The sequence below is a fragment of the Enterobacter cloacae complex sp. IR5418 genome (genome assembly GCF_049238105.1).
In the GTDB taxonomy this organism is placed as follows: domain Bacteria; phylum Pseudomonadota; class Gammaproteobacteria; order Enterobacterales; family Enterobacteriaceae; genus Enterobacter; species Enterobacter hormaechei.
The window spans coordinates 1-22,214 of record NZ_JBMKHS010000048.1 but is presented as its reverse complement, the minus strand read 5'-3'; the positions used below and the strand labels follow the sequence as shown (position 1 = coordinate 22,214).

At 50.2% G+C, this 22,214-nt stretch carries 25 protein-coding genes, 1 tRNA gene, 1 rRNA gene and 1 pseudogene; 6 read left to right on the top strand and 22 right to left on the bottom strand.

Annotated elements, in window-relative coordinates; translation table 11 throughout:
• Window positions 1–57 precede the first annotated feature (57 nt).
• From ACOTX7_RS22170 to ACOTX7_RS22100, 15 genes and pseudogenes are all read right to left on the bottom strand, one after another.
• Window positions 58–225: pseudogene (locus tag ACOTX7_RS22170) on the bottom strand (P27 family phage terminase small subunit); the annotation flags it as partial.
• 130 nt (window positions 226–355) lie between these two features.
• Entirely contained in the window at window positions 356–508 is a 153-nt protein-coding gene (locus ACOTX7_RS22165) for a hypothetical protein (protein WP_162009211.1), read from the bottom strand.
• Window positions 501–944 (bottom strand): HNH endonuclease signature motif containing protein, encoded by a 444-nt coding sequence (locus ACOTX7_RS22160; RefSeq protein WP_032655283.1) that lies wholly within the window; start codon window positions 942–944, stop codon window positions 501–503. Before ACOTX7_RS22160 ends, ACOTX7_RS22165 begins: the two co-directional genes overlap by 8 nt.
• Complete coding sequence (locus ACOTX7_RS22155) at window positions 944–1,237, bottom strand: head-tail connector protein (RefSeq protein ID WP_045341406.1); 294 nt, start codon at window positions 1,235–1,237, stop codon at window positions 944–946. Before ACOTX7_RS22155 ends, ACOTX7_RS22160 begins: the two co-directional genes overlap by 1 nt.
• Window positions 1,234–1,572 (bottom strand): phage head closure protein, encoded by a 339-nt coding sequence (locus tag ACOTX7_RS22150; protein ID WP_416247763.1) that lies wholly within the window; start codon window positions 1,570–1,572, stop codon window positions 1,234–1,236. Before ACOTX7_RS22150 ends, ACOTX7_RS22155 begins: the two co-directional genes overlap by 4 nt.
• A complete protein-coding gene (locus tag ACOTX7_RS22145; RefSeq protein ID WP_416247764.1) occupies window positions 1,569–2,795 on the bottom strand; it encodes a phage portal protein in 1,227 nt (408 codons plus the stop codon). The genes ACOTX7_RS22150 and ACOTX7_RS22145 overlap by 4 nt, the downstream gene beginning before the upstream one ends.
• A 1-nt stretch (window position 2,796) precedes the next feature.
• A complete protein-coding gene (locus ACOTX7_RS22140) occupies window positions 2,797–3,357 on the bottom strand; it encodes an HK97 family phage prohead protease (RefSeq protein WP_019077813.1) in 561 nt (186 codons plus the stop codon).
• A 51-nt stretch (window positions 3,358–3,408) separates the two neighbouring features.
• Complete coding sequence (locus ACOTX7_RS22135; RefSeq protein ID WP_421626160.1) at window positions 3,409–4,587, bottom strand: phage major capsid protein; 1,179 nt, start codon at window positions 4,585–4,587, stop codon at window positions 3,409–3,411.
• Window positions 4,588–4,819: 232 nt separating this feature from the next.
• Window positions 4,820–5,665: a hypothetical protein gene (locus ACOTX7_RS22130; protein WP_047359793.1), complete on the bottom strand. Its 846-nt coding sequence runs from the start codon at window positions 5,663–5,665 to the stop codon at window positions 4,820–4,822.
• A 23-nt stretch (window positions 5,666–5,688) separates the two neighbouring features.
• Entirely contained in the window at window positions 5,689–6,033 is a 345-nt protein-coding gene (locus ACOTX7_RS22125; RefSeq protein ID WP_000404250.1) for a hypothetical protein, read from the bottom strand.
• 273 nt (window positions 6,034–6,306) lie between these two features.
• Entirely contained in the window at window positions 6,307–8,076 is a 1,770-nt protein-coding gene (locus tag ACOTX7_RS22120) for a DNA primase family protein (RefSeq protein ID WP_057059103.1), read from the bottom strand.
• Window positions 8,060–8,251: a DUF4222 domain-containing protein gene (locus tag ACOTX7_RS22115; protein WP_021538179.1), complete on the bottom strand. Its 192-nt coding sequence runs from the start codon at window positions 8,249–8,251 to the stop codon at window positions 8,060–8,062. Before ACOTX7_RS22115 ends, ACOTX7_RS22120 begins: the two co-directional genes overlap by 17 nt.
• Window positions 8,238–8,453 (bottom strand): hypothetical protein, encoded by a 216-nt coding sequence (locus ACOTX7_RS22110; protein WP_021538180.1) that lies wholly within the window; start codon window positions 8,451–8,453, stop codon window positions 8,238–8,240. The genes ACOTX7_RS22115 and ACOTX7_RS22110 overlap by 14 nt, the downstream gene beginning before the upstream one ends.
• Entirely contained in the window at window positions 8,450–8,644 is a 195-nt protein-coding gene (locus ACOTX7_RS22105) for a hypothetical protein (protein ID WP_047359791.1), read from the bottom strand. Before ACOTX7_RS22105 ends, ACOTX7_RS22110 begins: the two co-directional genes overlap by 4 nt.
• Window positions 8,637–8,828: a host cell division inhibitor Icd-like protein gene (locus tag ACOTX7_RS22100; protein ID WP_047359790.1), complete on the bottom strand. Its 192-nt coding sequence runs from the start codon at window positions 8,826–8,828 to the stop codon at window positions 8,637–8,639. Before ACOTX7_RS22100 ends, ACOTX7_RS22105 begins: the two co-directional genes overlap by 8 nt.
• A 139-nt stretch (window positions 8,829–8,967) precedes the next feature.
• Here ACOTX7_RS22100 and ACOTX7_RS22095 point away from each other — a divergent pair, with 139 nt between their 5' ends.
• The gene (locus tag ACOTX7_RS22095; protein ID WP_032661928.1) at window positions 8,968–9,159 is read left to right on the top strand and encodes a toxin-antitoxin system HicB family antitoxin; all 192 of its coding nucleotides are present in this window, start codon (window positions 8,968–8,970) and stop codon (window positions 9,157–9,159) included.
• A 400-nt stretch (window positions 9,160–9,559) separates the two neighbouring features.
• Here the strand turns inward: ACOTX7_RS22095 and ACOTX7_RS22090 are convergent, their stop codons facing one another.
• The 4 genes from ACOTX7_RS22090 to ACOTX7_RS22075 form a co-directional block, all read right to left on the bottom strand.
• Window positions 9,560–10,252, bottom strand: a complete 693-nt coding sequence (locus ACOTX7_RS22090) for a hypothetical protein (RefSeq protein ID WP_421626159.1) — start codon at window positions 10,250–10,252, stop codon at window positions 9,560–9,562.
• 20 nt (window positions 10,253–10,272) lie between these two features.
• Window positions 10,273–10,557, bottom strand: coding sequence for a helix-turn-helix transcriptional regulator (locus ACOTX7_RS22085; protein ID WP_019077824.1), 285 nt, complete (start codon window positions 10,555–10,557; stop codon window positions 10,273–10,275).
• A 610-nt stretch (window positions 10,558–11,167) separates the two neighbouring features.
• Entirely contained in the window at window positions 11,168–11,818 is a 651-nt protein-coding gene (locus ACOTX7_RS22080) for a hypothetical protein (protein WP_019077825.1), read from the bottom strand.
• The gene (locus ACOTX7_RS22075) at window positions 11,818–13,038 is read right to left on the bottom strand and encodes a tyrosine-type recombinase/integrase (protein ID WP_047359789.1); all 1,221 of its coding nucleotides are present in this window, start codon (window positions 13,036–13,038) and stop codon (window positions 11,818–11,820) included. The genes ACOTX7_RS22080 and ACOTX7_RS22075 overlap by 1 nt, the downstream gene beginning before the upstream one ends.
• 362 nt (window positions 13,039–13,400) lie before the next feature.
• Between ACOTX7_RS22075 and ACOTX7_RS22070 the strand changes: the two genes are divergently transcribed.
• Window positions 13,401–13,565, top strand: a complete 165-nt coding sequence (locus ACOTX7_RS22070; protein WP_003860373.1) for a DUF2556 family protein — start codon at window positions 13,401–13,403, stop codon at window positions 13,563–13,565.
• A 141-nt stretch (window positions 13,566–13,706) separates the two neighbouring features.
• Window positions 13,707–15,791 carry a putative bifunctional diguanylate cyclase/phosphodiesterase gene (locus ACOTX7_RS22065; protein ID WP_221256532.1) on the top strand — a complete coding sequence of 695 codons (2,085 nt, stop codon included), beginning with the start codon at window positions 13,707–13,709 and terminating at the stop codon, window positions 15,789–15,791.
• On the opposite strand, the gene envR is transcribed toward ACOTX7_RS22065, so the two are convergent.
• On the bottom strand, window positions 15,786–16,433 hold the full coding sequence (gene envR, locus ACOTX7_RS22060; RefSeq protein WP_006812179.1) for an acrEF/envCD operon transcriptional regulator: 648 nt from the start codon (window positions 16,431–16,433) through the stop codon (window positions 15,786–15,788). The genes ACOTX7_RS22065 and envR overlap by 6 nt on opposite strands.
• Window positions 16,434–16,832: 399 nt before the next feature.
• On the opposite strand from envR, the gene ACOTX7_RS22055 reads away from it, so the two are divergent.
• The 3 genes from ACOTX7_RS22055 to ACOTX7_RS22045 all read left to right on the top strand — a co-directional run bounded on the left by ACOTX7_RS22055 (window position 16,833) and on the right by ACOTX7_RS22045 (window position 21,567).
• Complete coding sequence (locus tag ACOTX7_RS22055) at window positions 16,833–17,972, top strand: efflux RND transporter periplasmic adaptor subunit (RefSeq protein WP_421626158.1); 1,140 nt, start codon at window positions 16,833–16,835, stop codon at window positions 17,970–17,972.
• A gap of 11 nt (window positions 17,973–17,983) precedes the next feature.
• Window positions 17,984–21,097 (top strand): efflux RND transporter permease subunit, encoded by a 3,114-nt coding sequence (locus ACOTX7_RS22050; protein WP_221256534.1) that lies wholly within the window; start codon window positions 17,984–17,986, stop codon window positions 21,095–21,097.
• A gap of 248 nt (window positions 21,098–21,345) precedes the next feature.
• Window positions 21,346–21,567, top strand: coding sequence for a lipoprotein (locus ACOTX7_RS22045; protein ID WP_221256535.1), 222 nt, complete (start codon window positions 21,346–21,348; stop codon window positions 21,565–21,567).
• Between the two features lie 347 nt (window positions 21,568–21,914).
• Here ACOTX7_RS22045 and rrf read toward each other — a convergent pair.
• Window positions 21,915–22,030, bottom strand: a 5S ribosomal RNA gene (gene rrf / locus ACOTX7_RS22040).
• A gap of 43 nt (window positions 22,031–22,073) precedes the next feature.
• Window positions 22,074–22,149 (bottom strand) — tRNA-Thr (locus tag ACOTX7_RS22035).
• Window positions 22,150–22,214: the final 65 nt, after the last annotated feature.

The following is a 22,214-nucleotide window of genomic DNA, read 5'->3' as shown; positions in this document are numbered from 1 at the left end:
AAACACAACCCGCTACGGGGGAGACTTACCCGAAATCTGATTTATTCAACAAAGCCGGTCTTTCACTGCTTTTCGGTACATCGAATAGTTAACGCAAAAAAGCTCAAGATTGTTCCAGTCGGCGGGAGTCAAATCACCGCGTTCGGCCAGTTGCTTCGCCTTTGCTTTCCACTGCTGCGCGGCTAACTCATCAAGGTAAGCTGGCGGTTTTGGTGGTCTTGCCATAAAAAATTCTCGTTTCCATCGCGTTTTATTTTCAAAAAAATCACCGTGCGTAAAAATTTGAGGGGGCGGGCGGTGCCTTGCGGCTGGGGTTTTGTCCTGAAAACCTCCCCCACCCCGTCCATGCGGCCTGTCAGCGGTTGCGGAAGCATTCCATCACCTCCCGCTCACGTTCGCTCATGCGCTTCACTGGCTGGCGCTCATTGCGTCTGGTGCGGGTCTGCATAAAGCCATCACGGCATCGGGCCAGCGACTGATACAGATTCACCACGTCTTTCTCATTCATCGCTGGCCTCATACATCCAGTTATTACGCTGTGCTGCCCGCTCTTCCTGCTCGATGTAGAGCCCTGCTTTACGGTTCGCTTTGGTGATGGGGTCCTGCTGCGTGGTCTTCTGGTTATGATGTGTCTGGCATAACGGCTGGTGGTTCCACTCCGGCCAGAACAGAACATCATCACCGCCATTGATAGGGATGATGTGATCGACAATCTTTGCAGGAACGTAGAGGCCCAGCTTCTGGCACTCAACACAAAGGGGGTGACGTTTCAGATACTGAGCGCGGTACTTCTCCCATGAGGCAGAGTAACCACGGGCGCGACGATGGCCGCGTCTGGCATCCTGCTCCCGCCACGCTTCCCGCCTGTGCTCGTCACACTTGCCGGACCTTACCCGCTTATTACATCCCGGTTCGGTGCACCGGCGCATTGGCTGCCATGGCATCAGTACACCCCCACATCACGATAGACAGACCACAGCGCAGAGATAGCCAGCGGAACCTCTTTCGCCTCAGCATCGGCAATCATCGTGCGGTACTCGTACAGCTGAGAGACGTACATCAGACAGCCGATCTTGATAGCCGGGGTAAACTCCAGCCCGTTATCAAACCGCTTGCCGATATGCTTCTGGCAGACCTCCAGCGCCGCATCGATGTACGCCTGAATCAGCGCATCCTCCTCGGTGCCATCAACACGACAATGCAGCTTTGCTTCAGCCAGGGTGATTTCAGTAGTCATTTCTCGGTCCCCTGTTTGCAGAGAATCTCAAGGCGCGTCATACCTGAATCCGGTATGGGTGGCCCGATAATGTTGAGTGTTGCCCCGGCAAACGGGCCAGTCAGCACCTTCAGACGGTTGGCAGCAGTAATATCTCGACGGAAACGCACCCAGACGCGGATCGTTGCTTCGGCAACCTCGGCACCAGCCGCTACCAGTTCACGACCGCTGATCCCTTTAACCTCAGCCCAGATGGTTTCCCCGTCTTCCCAGGTCTGAATAACCTGACCAGATGGATCTCTGTGAGTAGTGAATACCTGGATAGTTACCCGGTTTCTCAGTCCTCCGGCTCTCATAAGTCACCGTCCTTACTGATCTTCACTTCCTGCTTCCATGCCTGGCTGAACTCATCACCACCTTCACGCGGCGGCATCCCCTCACGCTCACGGGCTTCGTTCGGGTTCATGATCCCGTTCTTGATGCCGCGCTCATAAGTGGCGTAACGCTCGGTTGGGGTGGCGCGGAGAAGGTCAGCAGAATCAAACTCCACCTGATAGCGGGTTCCCGGAACCGGAGAGGCCACCAGCAGCGCAGATTTGATTTGTTGTTCGAAGTTCGCCAGCCACGGGCGCATTGTCATAGTGAGAAATGCGCGGCTCGCTTCGCTGAAATTGCTGTAGGTGCTGTTGCTGTATTCCTGCAAGAAGATGGGCGACACGTTGAACATGCGGGCAATGTCTTCAATGGTGAAGCGACGGGAGGCCAGCCATTCGGCATCCTGATTGCTCATTCCAAGCTGCTTGTAGTCCATGCCACCTTCAAGGATCGGTGTTTTACCGGCATTTCTGGCGCCCTTGTAGCGATCCAGTGCATCCATCGCCTGTTTGCCCTTCACGCTATCGAGCCACTCTTTAGTGACCACCACGCCAGCCGCCATCATGCCATCTTTCATAATGCTGGCACCGTGGCGCTGCTGTGCCAGACCTAACCCCAGCGCCTCACGGCAGACGGTGATAGGCGAACGCCCCAGAAAGCCATCATCGGTGGAGTAACGCAGGTGCAGAATCTCTTCCTGTAGATAGGTGCGCACAGCCCCGGTAAACGGCTCTGTAACGGTGTATTTGTACTTATGCTGGCCGATACGCTCAGGAACAACCGCCCCCGGCGCATACGGGTGCAGGGATTGCGGCTGGCCGTCGCGGCCCCACGTGATCACCGCATAGGCGTTACCATTCAGCAGACAATGGCGCATCATCGTGCGTTTAAACTGATAAGGCGTCTGGCAGTCGTTCGGCTGCTCGTTCAGGAGAAAATCCACTGGGTGATTACTCAGCCATTCTCGCGCCTCACGACCATTATCATTACGGACGCGGTAGAGATAGCAGGGCATTGTTGCCACCGCCTCACTGATAACTGATACGGCGTTCATGACCGCCGGCAGAGATTCCGCAGTACCCGCAGACACATACTCGCCTGATCCTGTATTTGGAATCCCTGCCATCGCCAGCCACTCATCAATGGTCATACTGCGCTGTTCGGAGGGTTCAGACTTACGGCCAAACGGCCAGATATTCCACATATCAAAGCCCCGCTAATTCAGCCCAGCGGCGACGGTTATCGCCAGCGCGGCGCAGTTCAGGATGTTGGGAGAAAAGCGAACGGTGCGCAATTTCCACGCCAGACTCAGGATAAGCAGGCATAGAGGTAACGGTAATCTCCCGCAGTTCGGCAGCGGTAACAGTGCGCAGGTATGGAGACTGAGCAATATCCCACGCCTCTTTCAGCGCACGAAAACCGAAGCTCATGCCAGAGATATCACCGCGCTCCACCAGCTCCAGCACATCGTTGCCAAGCTGGGTATTCGGCGGGGTCAGCTCGAAGCGCAGCCCGGTATCGTCTTCGGACAGCACCAGCGTGCCGGATTTGGTGCGGCCCAGCAGCTGGGTATAGTTATGCTCGTACAGCGCACGCACATCGCTACCGGATGCCAGGCTGTCTTTAAACGCTCCCGGCGCAAACTGCTCGCGGAACTCGTCCCAGATAATTTCTGAGAGACTGTTCCAGCGCACGGCATAGCCCACCAGCTTTTTGTTGCTGGCGCTCACTTCGGAGGTACGGATTTCAAAATCGATTGTTTTCATTACTGGACTCCACAGAGGGCAAAAAGGGGCCGAAGCCCCTTAAACGTCAAATCAGGAACCGGAGCCGGAAAGCTCAAGCACCTTGATGGCGTTGGAGTCCACTACGCCGCCGCCCAGGTATTTATCGGTATGCACCTTATAGAAACCCGGTTCGGTGATGTTGTCAGGACGGGTACGCACGCCAGTGGTGTGATCTACGATGAAATAGCCGCGCTTGAAGTCGCCAACCGCGAGGAACGCTTTGCCCGCCTCCGCATCCGGCATGGTTTCCAGATACTGAACAGGACGGCCCAGCAACGTATCGGGAGAACCGGCAACCAGACGATCGCGCCAGATGTAATCCCCGTTGCCGTTTTTCAGCTTTTGCAGTTTGGCGGCGGTGTTAGAATTCATCACCCATACGGCGTTTTTGCGGTATTTGGATTTCAGCTTATACAGAAGGTCGATCAGGTCATCAGAGGAAACGTCAGAGTAAACGTCAGCGGCTTCCATCTTCTCCAGCGTACCGAACGGACGGGTTTTGTCGGCAGTGGCCGCGCGAGGGTAAGACAGGAAGCCTTTGGATTTTTTATCACCGTCGCCGTTCACAAAGTCGCTTTCTTCGGTAGCGGTGAAGGTGTCGGCAATTTCAGAAGACAGCCAGCCCAGAATATCCACCTCGGAGAAGTCGAGAATCTCCTGAGTGGTTTTCGGGTAGGCGTAGATCGGGTTGAGTTTGATATCAACACGCTCCATCTTCGGCGTGCTGGTTTCGGTACGTGCCTCACCTTCGGTACCACGATTAACGGTAGTGCCGCCCACAGATACCAGCTTCTGGTATTCGTTGGTTTTGGTGGTCTTCACCGTTGCGATGGAGCGCATCACGCTATCATCCTGCAACTGGCGCATAATCTCTTTGTCCAGCTCAGGAATAACGGTATAACCGCCGTCAGCCTGCACCAGCGTGGAGAGAGAGCGGGTATCACCTGTCATGATGTAGTGGCGCAGCTCGTCGTTGCTTACTGGCTCACCTTCAACGGTAGTACCAGGCAGATTGCGCTGATCGTCGGCGACGGCTTCAAGACGGGTGATTTCAACTTCAAGCGCATCAGCCTGGGCGCGGAGTTCGTCGAACTTTTTGCCCTCTTCTTCGTTCAGGCTGCGCTTTTCGGTGTCGGCTTTGTCCAGCATGGAACGCATCTGTGTTTTGAGTGCGGCTTTCTGCTGGCGTAATTCGAGTAATTTTTTCATGGAGTGGTTTCCGTATCAATTAACGTAGAGACGTGAAACCAGCGCTTGGAGGGGAGGCCGTTAAATCTTTTTCTGCATCCCACAGGCTGTACTCGCTACAGCTTGATTTAACGGCCAGTGGCGGCTCACGTCTGAGTGCCACTTCTCAACATATACATGAAAATAATAAATAAAAGCCCGAATTTTATCGGGCTAAGCACTAATAAACGCGAGGACGAATAATTTACACTTGTTAGTCGTAATATCCTTCCCACCAACTTGAAGTATCTGCATGGAATGCCCCTTCATCACACTCTAAACGTTCAGGGGCATACACTGGACTTCTCACCTCGCAGGTAAATGGGAATGTTTCTCTACCTACAGCACCTATGTCATTTCGCAAATCGGAATTAGATCCCCATTGCAACCCGACACCTACAGAGCCAATAACAGAGAAAATTACTTCAGAGTCATTTATTTCTACTATTTTCACATCATCAACATACACTTCATCAACCGAGCTGTGTGTCGATAAAATATCAATTGATGTTACAGTTTCAGTTATCGAACTATGTATCGCGGCCTCACTCACAGCTTCATAAAGCTTATTAATTATCTCCTTATGACACTCATCAAGCTTGGTGAAAAGAGCTCCGATGCAACCTTCAACCTCTCCCACCATTTTTAGGCCATCGTCATCATTAATTGGAAAAATCTTTTCGCTTATGTGAGTAAATTTATTTAATGAGTAGAACGCATCACGCAATCCCGGAATTACTCCGGCAATATTTACATCAAGTACATCCCTGACATATTCATCACTTAACCCACCATGAATGATATATTTGTAAGAGTCTTTTCTTGCAACCTGCTCTCTTTCATTCAAACCAGGAAACCACTCGCATAGTTGAACATTTTCATCAGGTGCCATGCGTTTTAGAACGTGTAAGAATAGCTCTCTAAGTGCATAGGCATAATTGCTGAACCGAAGCTGATTATTTTCATCCAAAAGGTTATTGATCGCAGCGTCTAACAGGCGCTGTTCAAATTCACCATCCAGATGCTTTCGGATTATCTGTAAATCATCATTAGTACGCATTAGTTATCCCTTCTTAGATTTTACTATCTATCAACACTGAACCAGTGAGACATGGCGTTTCCGCTTGATATTCTCGCATCGTAAATAATTGATTTTAAATTCCCATTTGAGCGTGATGGATTTGATAGCTGTGCGGCAACGTCATTAAGAAGCTCAATGTAAGAACGCAGATCATCGGGCAAATCAGCATACGTTTCATCCATTGCATCAATGTAGTCCTGAGTTTCTCTTCGCTCAGCCAGAACAAAAGCCCTAAGAGCCAGATAGTCGGTCAGAGTTACTTCAGCTTTCTCATTCATTTCTTCAATTGCACTATGCAGAAATTTGATGCCGTGAAACTTGTCGTTATGGTTGCCTAAAATTTCCATATGCAGCCTCGTAAAAATAAAAAATATGCGTTTAAGTGTTCACCTGTTCACCTTTGCATTTTTTCCATTCAAATTCATATGGTTACAGGGTGAAGACTATAATTTTAAGTATTCACTAGTGTTCACCATAACCCTTCACCTTTTAAAAGAAAAGCCCTTTAAAGGTGAACAGGTGAATACTTGGTGAACACTTCAATAAAAAGTGTTCACCCATTAACTATCTGTTATATAAACGATTTTATCCACAGTGAATAGTGGTGAACACTTTTCCAATTACTTTTGATTTTCTCCGGTATTGTGAGAAGTATCATTCCACATAGGCATCCAGTCTTCTGAGTCGTCGTGAAGCGTGACGTTTGACCTTATGCCATGTTTAGTTTTGCGCTTCTGGTACTCCTTGCCATATTCAGCCATTGCGCCTGGCATATCCGTACCGAACCGCATTAACGATACAGGCTTGCTAAGACCATTGGCCCGCATGTAAGCCAGATAAGCGTGATACAGATAACGGCGCGGGCTGAATGGCACGATCTCGGCATTACCAATCAGCATTCCATCACAAACCACCGAAGCCATCAGGTAGCCGCAAAAGTCCACCAGTGAATCCCCTTCACGTTTGATGGCCAGCGCTTCTTCTGATTTTTGCTGCTCATGCAAAAGCTGTTTGGCTTCGTCCTGCCTGGAAAAGCGAGTGAGCAGGTGGCGAATGATTACAGCCAGCTCACCTTCAATCTTCTCGGCCAGCATAGGATCGCGTTCGTTTTCCGGTACCACTTCGGAGAAGTTGAAAATCACCCGCCGTCTGGAAATCCCCCCGCTTCTGTCGCTGAACGACATGGCATTGTTATTGACGGCAAGCACCACCGCAGGAATACGGGTTGAATATGGCGCTTTGTGTTTTGGGTCGATAGCCACCTTATCCCCGCCAGTGATAGCTTTAATCCCTGCTCCGTCGCCAGCGTACCGGGTCATATCCGGCATGATAATCAGCGAATATCCCACTACCAGTGCCCTTTCCCTTGGGTTCTCCAGCGCCGCCATGCTCGCCGATACGGTATTGGCCTTGCCCGCCAGCATCGTGCAGATCTCCGCCATAACACTTTTACCACTTCCGCCCGGCCCCGTTACCTCAAGAAACAGCTGCCAGTCGTACCGGTTCGCCAGCACCATAAACAGCGCAGACAGTACGCGGTCTGCTTTTCGGTCATTATCCGCCACAGAGCGGCGGAGCCATTTCCAGAAGTTCGGCGCATGGGTTGCCAGAGTCTCTCCTTCTGCTGGTTCGCTGAATGGCAATTCGCTCGCAACGATAAGCCAGTCCTTTTTATCATGCGGTCGAAATTGGCCTAACCGGGTATCAAAAACCCCGTTGCTGAAACCAATAAGATTTCGGGCTGTATTACCCATCACTGGCAGACCCAGCTTCATTGTATCGACAGCGGATTTAATCGCGTTCTGCGAATAGGCGACTTCGGCATCAATAAAAATCTGCGCCATTTCCCGCTGTAGCTCTTTGTCCGAAAGCGGAACCCACACCACGCCGTTGTAATGATGAACCGTGTCGGAATCAGCATGGATCGCCAGATTGCCATCGTAATGAGCAAGCAGAACTTCCCCGCGCTGGCTGGCTCCCATCTGGTTAAGCGCTGGCGTAGCACTACCCCTCGTAGTCACCATTAGGGGCTCGTCTTCCAAACGCTTCATTAATGGCGTCCAGTCCTCTTTCTCACCTTTTTCGTTGATAAACTCAGCATTGGTAACGCCAGCCTCACACAGCTTATTTGCAATCATGCTGATTTGGTTTTGCTCGATAAGTCCGGCCTGACAGACACGGGCAAACCGACGGCCTTTATCAACAATGCGCAGGTGGGGCAATTCCGCCAGTTGGGTGTGATCCAGAACCACAGGCGGAACATCGTCTCCATGCTCGCCCTTCCCTTTCTGGTAGTCCTGAGCGGCTTTCCATGCTCCCGTTCCAGCAAAGATGATGGCCTCCTCCATTTTGTCGCGCGGGAGGGTTTTCACATTAGGCGCGTTTTTCATCTTTCAGCCCCCAGCTAACGAAAGTGAACTCTTTAACGAACCTTTCCAGCGGAAAGATGCACGGAAAATCGTAACCATCACGCACAAACGTTACCCGGTTAAATGCGTTATCTTTCACCGTGACCAGTTCGCCGCGCTTATCCTTCCAGCTATCGTTGATTTCAGGATTTCGCACTGTAAGCCTCCCGCGCCTTCACCAGCTCGCCGATAGATTTGTGCAGCAGAGACATAATTGCTCCGACACGGCACGCTTCCTCACGGTGTTCTTCACCGTCGGGAATGCTGTCAATCCACATGCTCAGCACAGACATTGCGCACTCACTCTCTGAAAGGGCATTTTCAGCGTGCATCAGGACTTCAAAAGGAACTTGTCTCATTTCGCTTCTCCCATACCCAGCTCGGCGATTAATGCCCGGTGAATTTCCTGATTAAGGTCACATGCCAGTGAGATATGGTTCAGCAGGGTTTCCGAACATTCAGCAGAGGCTTTTTCCAGGATGGTTTCGTAAAGTGATGAAGCCAGCGCTGATTTATATTCGGCCTGGTCTAAGCTGATTGGCTCACGCATAGCGAGCCTCCCGAACTGGCAGACGGCCAGCGAATACCATCACGCAGCCAGCCGGTGATTGCTCACGGGCTTCGCGCTCAGTGGTAGCGGTGATGTGAATGACGTTGCGCCCGATGGCGCTCAGTGCAAGAAAACGCCAGATGTAGGACTTCCGCCCTTGCGGGTGTGTGATATGATCTTTCATAGCTTCCTCGATACGTAACTTATCGGTGGAGGTCAGACGCCCTGGCACTGTTCCCGCAGTCCGGGGCGTTGTCTTTTGCATGTTCGTCGTGATAACGTACGTACATAACAAAATCCATGCTATAAGGTTACGTACGTACATGTCAACTATCAAACGAGATAAAACACCAAAAGGAGAAGGGCTGTCGCCTACTTTCCAGATCCGAATCACTCCAGAATTACGGCAGCAGCTTAATGATGCCGCAGAACGTGAGGGCGTTAGTCTCGGTAATTGGTTGAAAGAACTGGCCCGCGCGGAATTGCGCCGACAGGGCATCGAGCCAAAAGGCTGAACATGGTTACTCCCCGTAATGCTGTGGATTGCCCCTCTTAAAAAGGGTCTGTTTTGCGCAACTATTAATGAGTTGTGCAGAGGCTCCCCTCTTAAAGAGGGTTGGTTATCTTCGCAGCTCTCTACGTTATTCGTCGGAACCTCTGAACCTAAGCAGTGTTGATGTTCAGGCGAACCCGAATACTGTTCGTGTTTGTTGCCAGCCGATTCTAACGATTCGTTATAATCAAGTTCCTTCAATGGATTGCGATGTCCGTACGTTAAACGTACGCGGTTAATTTGTGCGTACGGATTTCGTTGGCTCAAGGTTTGACCACCAGCGGCAAGCCTGGTAATCTGGCGATGTTTCAGTAAAGCGTTGAGACTCAGGCGGCCCGGCATGGCCGCCTTTGTTTTGCCTGTCATACAATAGCCTCCACTTTCAGCCTGCCAGCGGTATACCCCTGAACCCGAACACCATCGACGCGATGACGCTTTTTAGTCAGAAAGCGGATGTGATCTGCGTAGACGTACTGCCATTTACCATCGAGTGCCACACGCTTAAACCACGGATGAGGCTTAGATATGGTCTGGACAACTGGCGCACAAGCCTTGTGTGGCGCGGATTCTGCTGCGACAACCCCCTTATCATTGCCCGTTACACGGTACAGCCAAAAACGAGCATCCTTTCCGGTCAGTTTGCGAGTGCGCACCGGAACATAACCAGCCTCACGCATTGCCTTACTGAATGCGGCATCGTCCGGGTAATACTGGCGCCGTAGTTCCGTAGATACTGAAACGGCAAAGCTGCGTTTAGTCGGGTATTCCTGCCACTGGCCGACAAATTCAAAAGGAAGGCCGTTAACCCTTCCTTTGGTCTTGTCCTTGCCGCTTATCCCTGCATCATGGTCTGCCTCATGCACGGACACGCCGGAACGCAGCCACACCAGCCCGTTACCGTTGTGGCGCAACCCCAGATCGGCAAGCGTAAATTCACCGCGATTAATGGGCGACCAGTCACCGGAAATAACCTGTTTACGGTTCGCTGAAATATCGTGCTGGCTGGCTACAGGGTGAGCGAATCCCTGCCCGTGGAGGGCATTAATCTTTTTCATCTCAGATTACCTGTGGTTAATTAAGCAGATTTACGGCTGTATGGGTTATTGACGTTCTCTACTGCTGGCGGATTACGAACCCACCAGAGCACATCCGAAAGAAGCCAAGCACAGCTATTGCGGCCAAAGTGACAGCGCGGAGGGAAGCGCCCCTGCTGTTCCATCTTCCAGCGGCTGGAACGGGAAAGACTGGTGATCTCGCTGCATTCATCTTCACGGATTCGGCGATCAAACTTAAAGCCGTACTCTTCTAAAAGGGTGCGGCGTTGTTCAGGATTTGGCGGGGTAAAGGTTATATTTTGCATGCTGCCTCCACTGTTTCAATGTTATGCGAAGAGATTAGTGGATAAACGACCAGCATTTCCATTGATTCTGGAATCCTTTAAAAGAACACGCAATTCCATTGAAAGATAGAAATTCCATCAAGATAACGCTCCCCTGTTGAAAACAATTTCCACAGTAATTTCAACGGCTGTCGCGAGAGAAAAAATCATGAATTTCAATAACTCGCCGAAGATCACCGTTCTTTAACGATTTGATTCGCCTTGGATTGTTCATAACAAAGATGAACAATGATGAACGCTGATGAACAGTGATGAATAACCATGAACAAAGATGGAAAAAGTTAGCAAGTAATGACCTAGTAGAGACCGTGGATGGAGCTAGGTATTGTTAGGTGCTGTCGGGTGCCGTTACGTGTCATTACGTGTCATTACGTGTCGTTACGTGTCGTTACGTGTCGTTGAATGCTGTTGAATGCTGTTGAATGCTGTTGAATGTAACTGTAATACACATCAAATATAACAATTGAATCTCCTTGGCGATCATAGAATCGCCAAAAGCTCCAACAAATATAATTAATTAGTATTTTCACATGAAATATAAATAACACCCACTAACACTGCAAAATAATATTCATTCCGTATAATAAATCGAATTTAATGCCTTGCGAATTTTCTCATATATTGCTGATTTGGATAATCCAGTTTTAGATATACCTTCCTCATCAGCTAATTTATATAGTTCGTTTAAAATAGCCGAGATGCTTGGTTTTTTAGAGGTGCCAAACGAATGGCCTATCTTATGTGCTATAAGCTTGACCAGCATCCCCATTAATTTATCATTATATTCCTTTTCATCTTCTTTACGATGCAAGCCGCGTTTGCTGCTTTTCAATGCAATTCCGACCTGTAAAAGCTCATCCCCTCCCATAGCATAAAGATGCTCTTTTCCTTTGTTTTGATTAGCAATTATAGCCACCGCCGCAAGGCATCTGTCCTTTATGGGTTGTGGTGTAATATCTTCATCAATAAGAGGATATGCCAGAGCAAACATATAGTCTGCGGGATAGGCTGTTGAGTTTCCACCTCGAAATAATTTAGATGCTGATAACCATCTACTCAGTTGTCGATAGTATATATTGTAAGCTTCAACTTTCGCCTCAGGGATATCAGCAGTTTTAACTGTCGGATCTACCCCACACATAAGTAGTGCAAGTTGTTTAATATTTAGTTCCGGGGCTTTGGCTTCTCGCTCGAAAATACCCAATTTTAGAAAACTAGTCATTATTCAGCCCTATTCAACAAAACAATGTTAGTGAATCCACCTGATAAAATATCAAGTCTGTCATACCATTTATTCAACGCATCCAGTTTCTCAGGCAAGTACAGACTACGGTTATAAATCGCCATTACTCCCGGCATTGAGTGCCCCAACAACTGTTCGACAACGTGTGGTGCTATACCCATATTATTCATATGCGTTGCTAAAGTTCGTCTTAGATCGTGCAGTGTCCATGGTTCAGAATGCCCCAGCTTTTTATAAACACCGCGGCCCCACTGACTTACCGCTTCACTGCCTTTAACCGACCCAAGCAAAAGGCCGGATAGTTTCGTTTCATCATGCAGTATTTCAATGAATTTGCGCATGGCATCCGGCACAGGTCTTACAATCTTCTCGCCGCCCTTGCTGTGCTCTTTGGGAACTGTCCAGACCCAGGCATCCATATCCCATTCACTCCACTCTGATAGCCTGGCCTCCTGCGTTCGGCACCCAAACACTATTAAGATTGTCAGTAGCCTGGTGTAGTAAGGCATGAAGCAAGTTCCAGAGGAAATGGCAGCCCATAAATCGCCAGCCTCTTTATCGTTTAATACCCGGTCTTTTTTTGCCTGTTTTTTACCGACATCTGGAATTGTTAAATCTTCAAGCGCGGTACTCACAGCATAGCGACGAACCCGGCAGAATTTCAGGGCTTGTTTGCACATCTGGAACACATAACCTGCGGCGACTGGAGTTTTCTTTTTCATCCTGTCAAAGCAGTCAAGCCAGTATCGTGTTTCACAGTCAGCGAGCGCCATTTTCCCTATATAAGGATAAATGTGTTTTCGCAGCTCCGCTTTGTGCCGTTCAACATTCGCGCGGTTCTCTTCTGCATATTCGCGTATCCAGTATTCTATAGCTTCCTTAACAGTGACCGGTTTAAGGGTTTCCTGAGTAGTCAACGCCAACTGGTGCTTTGGATCTTTACCTGAGGCCAGCCACTGGCGGCATTTATCACGCGATGAACGGGCTTCTTTGAGGCTCATATCCGGGTATCGTCCCAGAGTCAGACGATGCAGCTTCTGCCCGTCAAGTCGGTAAGTAAACACCCAGCTAATACCACCAGCTTTCGTTACCTTGGCGCTCAGCCCGGCACCATCAGCATAGAACTCAATCTTACTGGCCGGGATACCATGTAATCCCTTTAACTTCCTGTCGCTCAGTTTGTTAAGTTCGCCAGCCATAGACCACCCAGCCCAAAGTGTTTATACAAATGTTTATACAGAATTGCTTGCATAATAGCATAAACAAAGAAAAACACTGGAACAATATACAGGCATTAATTTATACAACACATTGATTATTATATGAATATTATAATCATCTAAAAGCATGAAAACAGCTAATATGACAGTACGGCATGAACTGATACTAATCAGTTAAATGCTTGTTTAAAAAGGCGCTAACCGGCATGGGGAAGCGCCTTTTTTATCGTCCGGACAGGTGACCGTCAACGCTTTGTAAACCTTCTCTTTCCCCACTTTTCAACGCCCACATTTCGTGTATATTTCCACCACCTTACAGGCTCTCTTTTCGCGGAATGGACATGATTCGTAAATACTGGTGGCTGGTCGTTTTTGCTGTCTCTGTTTTCATTTTCGATGCGCTGCTAATGCAGTGGATTGAACTGATGAGCACCGAAACCGATAAATGTCGCAATATGAATTCCGTGAACCCGCTTAAACTGGTCAACTGCTCAGAGCTGGACTAACCTCTTCCGCCCAGTGGAAAACCCTGCTATCACCCAATAAAAACAGGGATTTAAATCACTTTTCGTCATTTCCTGACGATGATAATGTCTGTGCCCTTTCCAACCGCTCTTGCTTAACGTCCCACAACGAGTGAACAGACCATGCTGGTTAGCCAATACAACCAAATCCTCGTAGTCATCTCCTTTGTTGTCGCCATTCTTGCCGCTTATACCGCATTGAATATGGCTGCGCGCGTTGCCGGAAGCCAGGGCGTCGCTGCACGCGTCTGGCTGGCAGGTGGTGGTGTTTCGATGGGGATTGGCGTGTGGGCGATGCATTTCATCGGTATGCTGGCGATGGATCTTTCCATGGGCATGAGCTACAACGCGGCCCTGACCGTGCTTTCGATGGTTATCGCCATCAGCTCGTCGATGTTTGCCCTGTGGCTCGTTAGCGGGGAGCAGTTACGTTTACGCCGGCTGCTGCCCGGCGCAGTCGTGATGGGAACGGGCATTGTTGCCATGCACTACACCGGTATGGCGGCCCTGGAGGTTACACCGGGTATTGTCTGGGATAAAACGTGGGTGGTCATCTCTGTGGTCATTGCCCTTGCCGCTTCACTGGCTGCGCTTTGGCTGACGTTCCGTTTACGCCAGGAAGCCGCACAAATGGCGCTGATGCGGCTGGGGGCGGCAATCACCATGGGTATCGCTATCGCTGGCATGCATTACGCCGGTATGGAAGCAGCACAATTTCCGGTGTCGACGATGGTCCACCACCATGGCATTAACGGCAGCTGGCTGGCGATACTGGTTAGCGTGGTCGCGCTTGCTATTCTGGGGATTACGCTGCTGGTGTCGATGTTCGATGCCCGCCTTCAGGCTCGTACCTCGCTGCTGGCCTCATCACTGGCAGAAGCTAACCGTGAACTCGCACAGCTGGCGTTGCATGATACGCTAACGCGATTACCCAATCGTGTTCTGCTTGAGGATCGTCTTGATCAGGCCATCAGCAAGGCCGATCGCGAAGGAAGCCCTTTTGCGCTGATGTTTATGGATCTCGATGGCTTTAAAACCGTCAACGATGCCTATGGTCATGATGTCGGGGACAAGCTTCTGGTTGCGGTGACTCAGCGTTTGCTGTTGCAGTTGAAAGGTCAGTACACGCTGGCGCGTATTGGTGGGGATGAATTCGTCCTGCTGGCCGAAACCGACACCCCGGATGATGCTGCCTCACTGGCAAATTCACTGGTGCGCGTCATTGATAGCCCGTTCCATCTCGATCCTTATGAACTGATGGTCACCCTGAGCATTGGCATAGCGCTCTATCCGCACGATGGCAAAACGGATCGTGAACTGATGTTTAACGCTGATGCCGCGATGTACCACACAAAACATATGGGCCGCAACGGTTATCACTTTTTCCAGCCGTCAATGAATACGCTGGCGCAGACGCATCTTCAGCTGATGAATGATCTGTGGCAGGCCATTGACCGAAATGAGTTACGTCTGCTTTATCAACCCAAATTCCACGCGCCTGCCGGACCGGTCCTCGGGTTCGAAGCGCTGTTACGCTGGCAGCACCCAAAACAGGGGTTACTGCCTCCCGATCTGTTTCTACCCCTGGCAGAGAAAACGGGGCTGATTATTCCAATTGGAAACTGGGTAATCGACGAGGCCTGCCGCCAGCTGCGTGAATGGCATCTTCAGGGCCACACGGACTGGTCAATGGCGGTGAATCTTTCAACATTGCAGTTTGAACAGCCCTCGCTGGTTAAAACGGTGCTTGATTGTCTGACGCGCCATAGCGTGCCGCCCGGCATGTTGATCCTGGAGGTGACCGAAACCACGGCGATGAGCAATCCAGACGAAAGCGTACGTGTCCTGACAGCGCTGACGGATGCGGGAGTGAAAGCCTCGATAGACGATTTTGGCACAGGTTACTCAAGCCTTCTCTATCTTAAGCGGCTTCCCGCCTGCGAGTTGAAAATCGATCGTGCTTTCGTGAAAGAGTTAAGTGGGGAGAGCGAGGATGCAACGATCGTCTCGGCGATTGTCGCCCTGGCGAAAACGCTGAATCTGAAGGTCGTGGCGGAAGGGGTCGAAACCGCAGCGCAGCAGGCGTTTCTGACAGAGCTGGGATGTAATACGCTACAGGGTTATCTGCTGGGCAAACCGATTACCGCGCAAGCTATTAAGGAACAGTGCCAGCACGGGGAGATATCGCCACCCCGGACGCAGTCATGAAGCTGTATCGTAAACCACTGGCGCTACACGGGTGATATGCAGTGTCGCCAGAATATTATCCACCAGCGCCGGTGCTTGTTTGTACAGACTGAAACTGTTGCTATCCATTAACCAGTTTTTAATGACTCCGCTAAAAAAGGCATGGAAAACAATCAGCGCCAGTTCAATATTAGTTTGGGAAGATATGACGTTACGAGCAATGCATTGTCTTAACGTCCTGCGAAGATAATCATCGTTTAAACCGATCCGCTTGCGTATTTCACATTCTGAAATCACATCGTCATGAAATTCACACTTATGATACAGAATTTGTAAAAGAGCATACTGCCGGGGCTCGCTCGCAATATATTGTAGCGCGACAATAAATTGTTCACGTAACATTAACAAAGGGTCATCTTTTTCGGAAAGTATTAACCTGTCACGAATCATCTCACGCAACGGCAATTGCTGTTCCCAGATTGCGTTAAATATTTCCGATTTACTCGAGAAATGCCAGTAAACCGCCCCACGAGTGAGTTGAGCAGCATCCGCAATGTCGGTAAGCGTGGTGTTAGCTACGCCACGCGTCGCGAACAGACCGATAGCGGCTTCAATCAGCTGCTGGCGGGTCTTTAGAGCCTCTTCTTTCTTTTTGCGCGCCATAACCTGCTACTCACTACTCATAAGGTTGATACGTTATCAAAGGATATTGACGTGTTCGGGTAAATCAAAGTATTTACCAAAATTCGTTTTAATTTTGCACAAAAAAAGTCAATTCATTTAATTTATAATCCACATGAATAAATCAAGCGAATTGAATTCACAAGATATATAAATAGCACTCACCCAAAAGCATTCCGTTGATTATCCTGACAGAAATAGAATGCCGAATGCACTGGGTCAGAATCCGATTTTTGCTTTTTAAAAGTGCCATCAGCACTTATAAATTAAAAAACATTAAATACCCTCATTACTATACGCAGCTACATTTCTTTTTTTTGCCTCACACCCTTTCACCGATTCATGAAAAATATCGGTTCAAGGGTAGTTTAAGGAACAGTAATGACGAATCACTTCAGATGCTTACCCTTATACGGTTTCATTGTCTGTGCCGCGCTGCTCACCGGGTGCGATGGGCAAGAAAACCCACAGCAGCATGCGCAAGCTCCTCAGGTCAGTGTTCATATTGTTAAAAGTGCGCCACTGGCCGTAACGACGGAATTGCCTGGCAGAACAGATGCGTATCGTGTTGCGGAGGTTCGTCCCCAGGTAAGTGGTATCATTCTGCACCGTAATTTTACCGAAGGCAGCGACGTTAAAGCGGGTGAGTCCCTTTATCAGATCGATCCGGCCACCTATCAGGCAGCCTACGACAATGCGAAAGGTGAACTGGTAAAAGCACAGGCGGCGGCAAATATCGCCCATCTGACGGTGAAACGTTACGTTCCGCTGGTGGGTACGCAATATGTGAGCAAGCAGGAGTACGATCAGGCGGTGGCAACTGCCCAGCAGGCGGATGCGAGCGTCGTTGCCGCGAAGGCTGGCGTTGAAAGCGCACGGATCAACCTGGCCTATACGAAAGTTACTTCCCCAATCAACGGGCGTATTGGTAAATCCAGCGTCACCGAAGGGGCATTAGTCACTAATGGTCAGTCAACTGCGCTGGCGACGGTTCAGCAGCTCGATCCCATTTATGTCGATGTGACGCAATCCAGCAGCGATTTTATGCGTCTGAAACAGCAGACAAGCTTGCAAAAAGGAAACACCAGCAGCGTCGAGTTGCTCATGGAAAATGGTCAGCCTTACCCGTTGAAAGGTACGCTCCAGTTCTCTGATGTCACGGTAGATGAAAGTACCGGCTCAATTACCCTTCGCGCCCTCTTCCCTAACCCGCAGCATATGCTGTTACCGGGTATGTTTGTCCGTGCACGCATTGATGAAGGTACACAGCCTGATGCCATTCTTTTTCCCCAGCAGGGAGTAACCCGTACACCTCGCGGGGATGCAACCGTGCTTGTGGTAAATGAGAAAAACCAGGTGGAATCTCGCACTGTTGTTGCTCCGCAGGCGATTGGCGATCGCTGGCTGATCACGGAAGGCCTCAAAAACGGCGACCGCGTCATTATTAGCGGCCTGCAAAAAGTTCGCCCTGGCGTCACCGTCGTGGCTATTCCTGATACCGCCGCAACTCCAGCCAGTTAAGGAATAACGACATGGCTAATTTCTTTATTCAACGGCCTGTTTTCGCCTGGGTACTCGCCATCATTCTGATGATTGCGGGCGGGCTGGCCATTCTAAAACTGCCCGTCGCGCAATATCCGACCATTGCGCCCCCGGCGGTTGCGGTGACAGCAACCTACCCTCGCGCTGATGCCCAGACGGTACAGGACACCGTAACTCAGGTTATCGAACAGAACATGAACGGTATCGATAATCTGATGTATATGTCGTCTACCAGTGATTCCGCCGGTAACGTCACCATCACCCTGACGTTCGAGTCGGGTACGGATCCTGATATCGCGCAGGTGCAGGTTCAGAACAAACTCCAGCTTGCCATGCCGTTGCTGCCGCAAGAAGTGCAGCAGCAGGGGATCGGCGTGGAAAAATCCAGCAGCAGCTTCCTGCTGGTTGCTGGCTTTGTGTCGGACAATAAAAACCTCACTCAGGATGATATCTCCGACTACGTTGCTTCTAACGTAAAAGATGCAATCAGCCGTACTTCCGGCGTTGGTGATGTGCAGCTGTTCGGTGCGCAGTATGCAATGCGCATCTGGCTGGACAGCAACGCGATGAACAAATATCAGCTCACGCCGCTGGATGTTATTAATCAGCTGAAAACGCAGAACGACCAGATTGCTGCGGGTCAGTTGGGCGGAACGCCGTCCGTACCAGGGCAGCAACTGAACGCCTCAATTATTGCTCAAACGCGTCTGAAATCGCCGGAAGAGTTTGGTCGTGTGACGCTGAAGGTGAATCAGGACGGTTCAATGGTCCGCCTGAAAGACGTGGCCCGCATTGAGCTGGGTGGCGAAAACTACAACATGGTCACCAAAATCAATGGCCAGGCAGCAACGGGGCTAGGGATCAAGCTGGCGACTGGCGCAAACGCGCTGGATACCGCTGCCGCCATCAAGAGTAAGCTGGCGCAATTACAGCCTTTCTTCCCTCAGGGACTGAAAGTTGTTTATCCATACGACACCACACCTTTCGTGAAGATCTCCATCCATGAAGTGGTGAAGACGCTGTTTGAAGCGATCGTTCTCGTGTTCCTGGTGATGTACCTGTTCCTGCAAAACCTGCGCGCGACCCTTATTCCGACTATCGCCGTGCCCGTGGTGTTACTGGGCACCTTTGCGGTACTGGCTGCGTTCGGCTTCTCCATTAACACCCTGACGATGTTCGGGATGGTATTAGCGATAGGTTTGCTCGTCGATGATGCCATCGTGGTGGTAGAGAACGTAGAACGCGTCATGGTGGAGGATAAGCTGCCGCCAAAAGAGGCGACGCAGAAGTCGATGGAGCAAATCCAGGGCGCTCTGGTGGGCATTGCCATGGTGCTTTCGGCGGTATTTATTCCGATGGCATTTTTTGGTGGGTCAACCGGGGCTATCTATCGCCAGTTCTCGCTGACCATTGTCTCCGCGATGGCCTTGTCCGTACTGGTGGCGTTGATATTAACGCCTGCACTTTGTGCAACGCTGCTCAAACCGGTTTCCAGCGAACATCATGAAAAGAAAGGTGGATTCTTCGGCTGGTTTAACGCGCTCTTTGATAAAAGCGTGGAGCACTACAGCAACAGCGTGAGCGGCATTTTACGTAAGACCGGGCGCTATCTGCTGGTTTACGTCATCATCGTCGGCGGCATGGCAGTCCTGTTCCTGCGCCTGCCTACCTCCTTCCTGCCGGAAGAGGATCAGGGGGTGTTTATGACGATGGTTCAGCTGCCAGCAGGGGCGACGCAGATGCGTACCCAGCAGGTACTCGATCAGGTTCAGGACTATTATCTGACCAAAGAGAAAGCGAACGTTGAATCGGTCTTTACGGTAAACGGGTTTAGCTTTAGCGGACAGGGGCAGAACTCCGGTATCGCTTTCGTCAGCCTGAAGCCATGGGAAGAGCGCCCGGGTAAGGAAAACGGCGTTGGGGCAATTGTCAGCCGTGCGACGAAAGCGTTCAGCCAGATCAAAGATGGTCTTGTATTTCCGTTTAACCTGCCAGCCATTATTGAACTGGGTACCGCAACAGGCTTCGACTTTGAACTGATTGACCAGGCAAACCTGGGACATACGCAGCTAACGCAGGCGCGTAACCAACTGCTTGGTATGGTGAGGGAACACCCTGACTTACTGGTCCGCGTGCGTCCTAACGGCCTGGAAGATACGCCACAGTTCAAACTGGATGTCGACCAGGAGAAAGCACAGGCGTTAGGTGTGAGCGTGGCTGACGTCAATCAGACCATCTCAACAGCGCTGGGTGGCACCTATGTGAACGACTTTATCGATCATGGACGTGTGAAAAAAGTTTACGTCCAGGCTGATGCTCGCTTCCGTATGCTACCAGGAGACATTAACGACCTGTATGTGCGTAGCGCTAACGGCGAAATGGTGCCTTTCTCTGCCTTTAGCAGCTCTCATTGGGTGTATGGTTCACCACGTCTGGAACGTTACAATGGGATGCCATCAATGGAGATCCTCGGTGAGTCTGCGCCAGGTAAAAGTACCGGTGAGGCAATGGCATTGATGGAAAGCCTTGCGTCAAAACTGCCGTCCGGCATCGGCTACGACTGGACGGGGATGTCTTATCAGGAACGACTTTCCGGGAATCAGGCTCCAGCGCTGTACGCCATTTCGCTAATAGTGGTGTTCCTGTGTCTGGCCGCCCTCTATGAAAGCTGGTCAATTCCCTTCTCGGTCATGCTGGTTGTGCCGCTGGGAGTGATCGGTGCGCTTCTGGCTGCATCAATGCGAGGGTTAAATAATGACGTTTACTTCCAGGTTGGTCTGCTTACGACAATTGGTTTATCAGCCAAGAACGCCATACTGATCGTTGAGTTCGCCAAGGATCTCATGGATAAAGAAGGCAAAGGGATTATCGAAGCCACGCTTGAAGCCTCGCGTATGCGTCTGCGTCCTATCCTGATGACTTCCCTGGCATTCATTCTTGGTGTAATGCCTCTGGTCATCAGCAGCGGTGCAGGTAGTGGGGCACAAAATGCGGTCGGGACGGGCGTGATGGGCGGGATGCTGTCAGCCACTCTGTTGGCCATTTTCTTTGTTCCCGTTTTCTTTGTGGTTGTCCGGAGACGGTTTACAAAGCACAAAGATTAATGAAAATCATAAAGGCACCTCTGGTGCCTTTTTTATTTCCTGAAAACAATGTAATAAAATGCCTCCTCTCCACATTTCCTCCATTAATATTCAGCGCCCACGCTTTTTTCTCCATGATTTTTACAATCTACACAAATTGAGATTATTCCCCGTGCTTCATGGTATTAGTGCGGTGGTAAAATAATCATCAATTCGTTAATTGCCGCATCGGCTCTGTAGCGAATAAGCGATCATATTGAGGTAACATCATGAAAAGATTCCTTTCCGTTGCACTTCTCGCTGCGCTGCTTGCTGGTTGTGCGCACGACTCTCCATGTGTACCGGTATACGAAGATCAGGGCCGACTGGTTCATACCAATACCTGTATGAAGGGCACTACTCAGGATAACTGGGAAACAGCAGGCGCGATAGCTGGTGGAGCCGCGGCAATCGCTGGCCTGACGCTTGGTATTGTCGCCCTGACTAAATAAGACTTTTAAAAGCGCGGCGATGGCCGCGCTTTTATTTTTGCCAAATCTACGGTACGTATATATCCCATCACCAATAGCATCAGATATTAATTAAATTCAATACGCTACCTTACTTCCCGCTATACGCCCTTATCTATACAGCCTTTGGCATAAACATTTAATTGATTTAACGCTGCGGCGAACCAGCATAATGCATTTCACAGCCTCAGCTCCAGCAGGGTAAAACGCTATAATACGTCCGTAAGGTAATAACGGTGCCAGTTAGAATATCGAATAAGGGAATGTGTTTAGCTGGAGTCATAACGCAAAAAGGCCATCCTTTCGGATGGCCTTTCTACTTATTTGATGTCTGGCAGTTCCCTACTCTCACATGGGGAGACCCCACACTACCATCGGCGCTACGGCGTTTCACTTCTGAGTTCGGCATGGGGTTAGGTGGGACCACCGCGCTAAAGCCGCCAGACAAATTCTTTTACTTCTTGCCGAACTTTAACCTAAGTATAAAGTGGTGCTGATACCCAGAGTCGAACTGGGGACCTCACCCTTACCAAGGGTGCGCTCTACCAACTGAGCCATATCAGCACGCTAAATTTGATGCCTGGCAGTTCCCTACTCTCACATGGGGAGACCCCACACTACCATCGGCG

Excerpts from the sequence above, each read along its gene's own strand:
- ACOTX7_RS22165 (WP_162009211.1), bottom strand. The coding sequence starts at position 508 with ATGAATGAGAAAGACGTGGTGAATCTGTATCAGTCGCTGGCCCGATGC.
- ACOTX7_RS22160 (WP_032655283.1), bottom strand. The coding sequence starts at position 944 with ATGCCATGGCAGCCAATGCGCCGGTGCACCGAACCGGGATGTAATAAG.
- ACOTX7_RS22155 (WP_045341406.1), bottom strand. The coding sequence starts at position 1,237 with ATGACTACTGAAATCACCCTGGCTGAAGCAAAGCTGCATTGTCGTGTT.
- ACOTX7_RS22150 (WP_416247763.1), bottom strand. The coding sequence starts at position 1,572 with ATGAGAGCCGGAGGACTGAGAAACCGGGTAACTATCCAGGTATTCACT.
- ACOTX7_RS22145 (WP_416247764.1), bottom strand. The coding sequence starts at position 2,795 with ATGTGGAATATCTGGCCGTTTGGCCGTAAGTCTGAACCCTCCGAACAG.
- ACOTX7_RS22140 (WP_019077813.1), bottom strand. The coding sequence starts at position 3,357 with ATGAAAACAATCGATTTTGAAATCCGTACCTCCGAAGTGAGCGCCAGC.
- ACOTX7_RS22135 (WP_421626160.1), bottom strand. The coding sequence starts at position 4,587 with ATGAAAAAATTACTCGAATTACGCCAGCAGAAAGCCGCACTCAAAACA.
- ACOTX7_RS22130 (WP_047359793.1), bottom strand. The coding sequence starts at position 5,665 with ATGCGTACTAATGATGATTTACAGATAATCCGAAAGCATCTGGATGGT.
- ACOTX7_RS22125 (WP_000404250.1), bottom strand. The coding sequence starts at position 6,033 with ATGGAAATTTTAGGCAACCATAACGACAAGTTTCACGGCATCAAATTT.
- ACOTX7_RS22120 (WP_057059103.1), bottom strand. The coding sequence starts at position 8,076 with ATGAAAAACGCGCCTAATGTGAAAACCCTCCCGCGCGACAAAATGGAG.
- ACOTX7_RS22110 (WP_021538180.1), bottom strand. The coding sequence starts at position 8,453 with ATGAGACAAGTTCCTTTTGAAGTCCTGATGCACGCTGAAAATGCCCTT.
- ACOTX7_RS22105 (WP_047359791.1), bottom strand. The coding sequence starts at position 8,644 with ATGCGTGAGCCAATCAGCTTAGACCAGGCCGAATATAAATCAGCGCTG.
- ACOTX7_RS22100 (WP_047359790.1), bottom strand. The coding sequence starts at position 8,828 with ATGAAAGATCATATCACACACCCGCAAGGGCGGAAGTCCTACATCTGG.
- ACOTX7_RS22095 (WP_032661928.1), top strand. The coding sequence starts at position 8,968 with ATGTCAACTATCAAACGAGATAAAACACCAAAAGGAGAAGGGCTGTCG.
- ACOTX7_RS22090 (WP_421626159.1), bottom strand. The coding sequence starts at position 10,252 with ATGAAAAAGATTAATGCCCTCCACGGGCAGGGATTCGCTCACCCTGTA.
- ACOTX7_RS22085 (WP_019077824.1), bottom strand. The coding sequence starts at position 10,557 with ATGCAAAATATAACCTTTACCCCGCCAAATCCTGAACAACGCCGCACC.
- ACOTX7_RS22080 (WP_019077825.1), bottom strand. The coding sequence starts at position 11,818 with ATGACTAGTTTTCTAAAATTGGGTATTTTCGAGCGAGAAGCCAAAGCC.
- ACOTX7_RS22075 (WP_047359789.1), bottom strand. The coding sequence starts at position 13,038 with ATGGCTGGCGAACTTAACAAACTGAGCGACAGGAAGTTAAAGGGATTA.
- ACOTX7_RS22070 (WP_003860373.1), top strand. The coding sequence starts at position 13,401 with ATGATTCGTAAATACTGGTGGCTGGTCGTTTTTGCTGTCTCTGTTTTC.
- ACOTX7_RS22065 (WP_221256532.1), top strand. The coding sequence starts at position 13,707 with ATGCTGGTTAGCCAATACAACCAAATCCTCGTAGTCATCTCCTTTGTT.
- envR (WP_006812179.1), bottom strand. The coding sequence starts at position 16,433 with ATGGCGCGCAAAAAGAAAGAAGAGGCTCTAAAGACCCGCCAGCAGCTG.
- ACOTX7_RS22055 (WP_421626158.1), top strand. The coding sequence starts at position 16,833 with ATGACGAATCACTTCAGATGCTTACCCTTATACGGTTTCATTGTCTGT.
- ACOTX7_RS22050 (WP_221256534.1), top strand. The coding sequence starts at position 17,984 with ATGGCTAATTTCTTTATTCAACGGCCTGTTTTCGCCTGGGTACTCGCC.
- ACOTX7_RS22045 (WP_221256535.1), top strand. The coding sequence starts at position 21,346 with ATGAAAAGATTCCTTTCCGTTGCACTTCTCGCTGCGCTGCTTGCTGGT.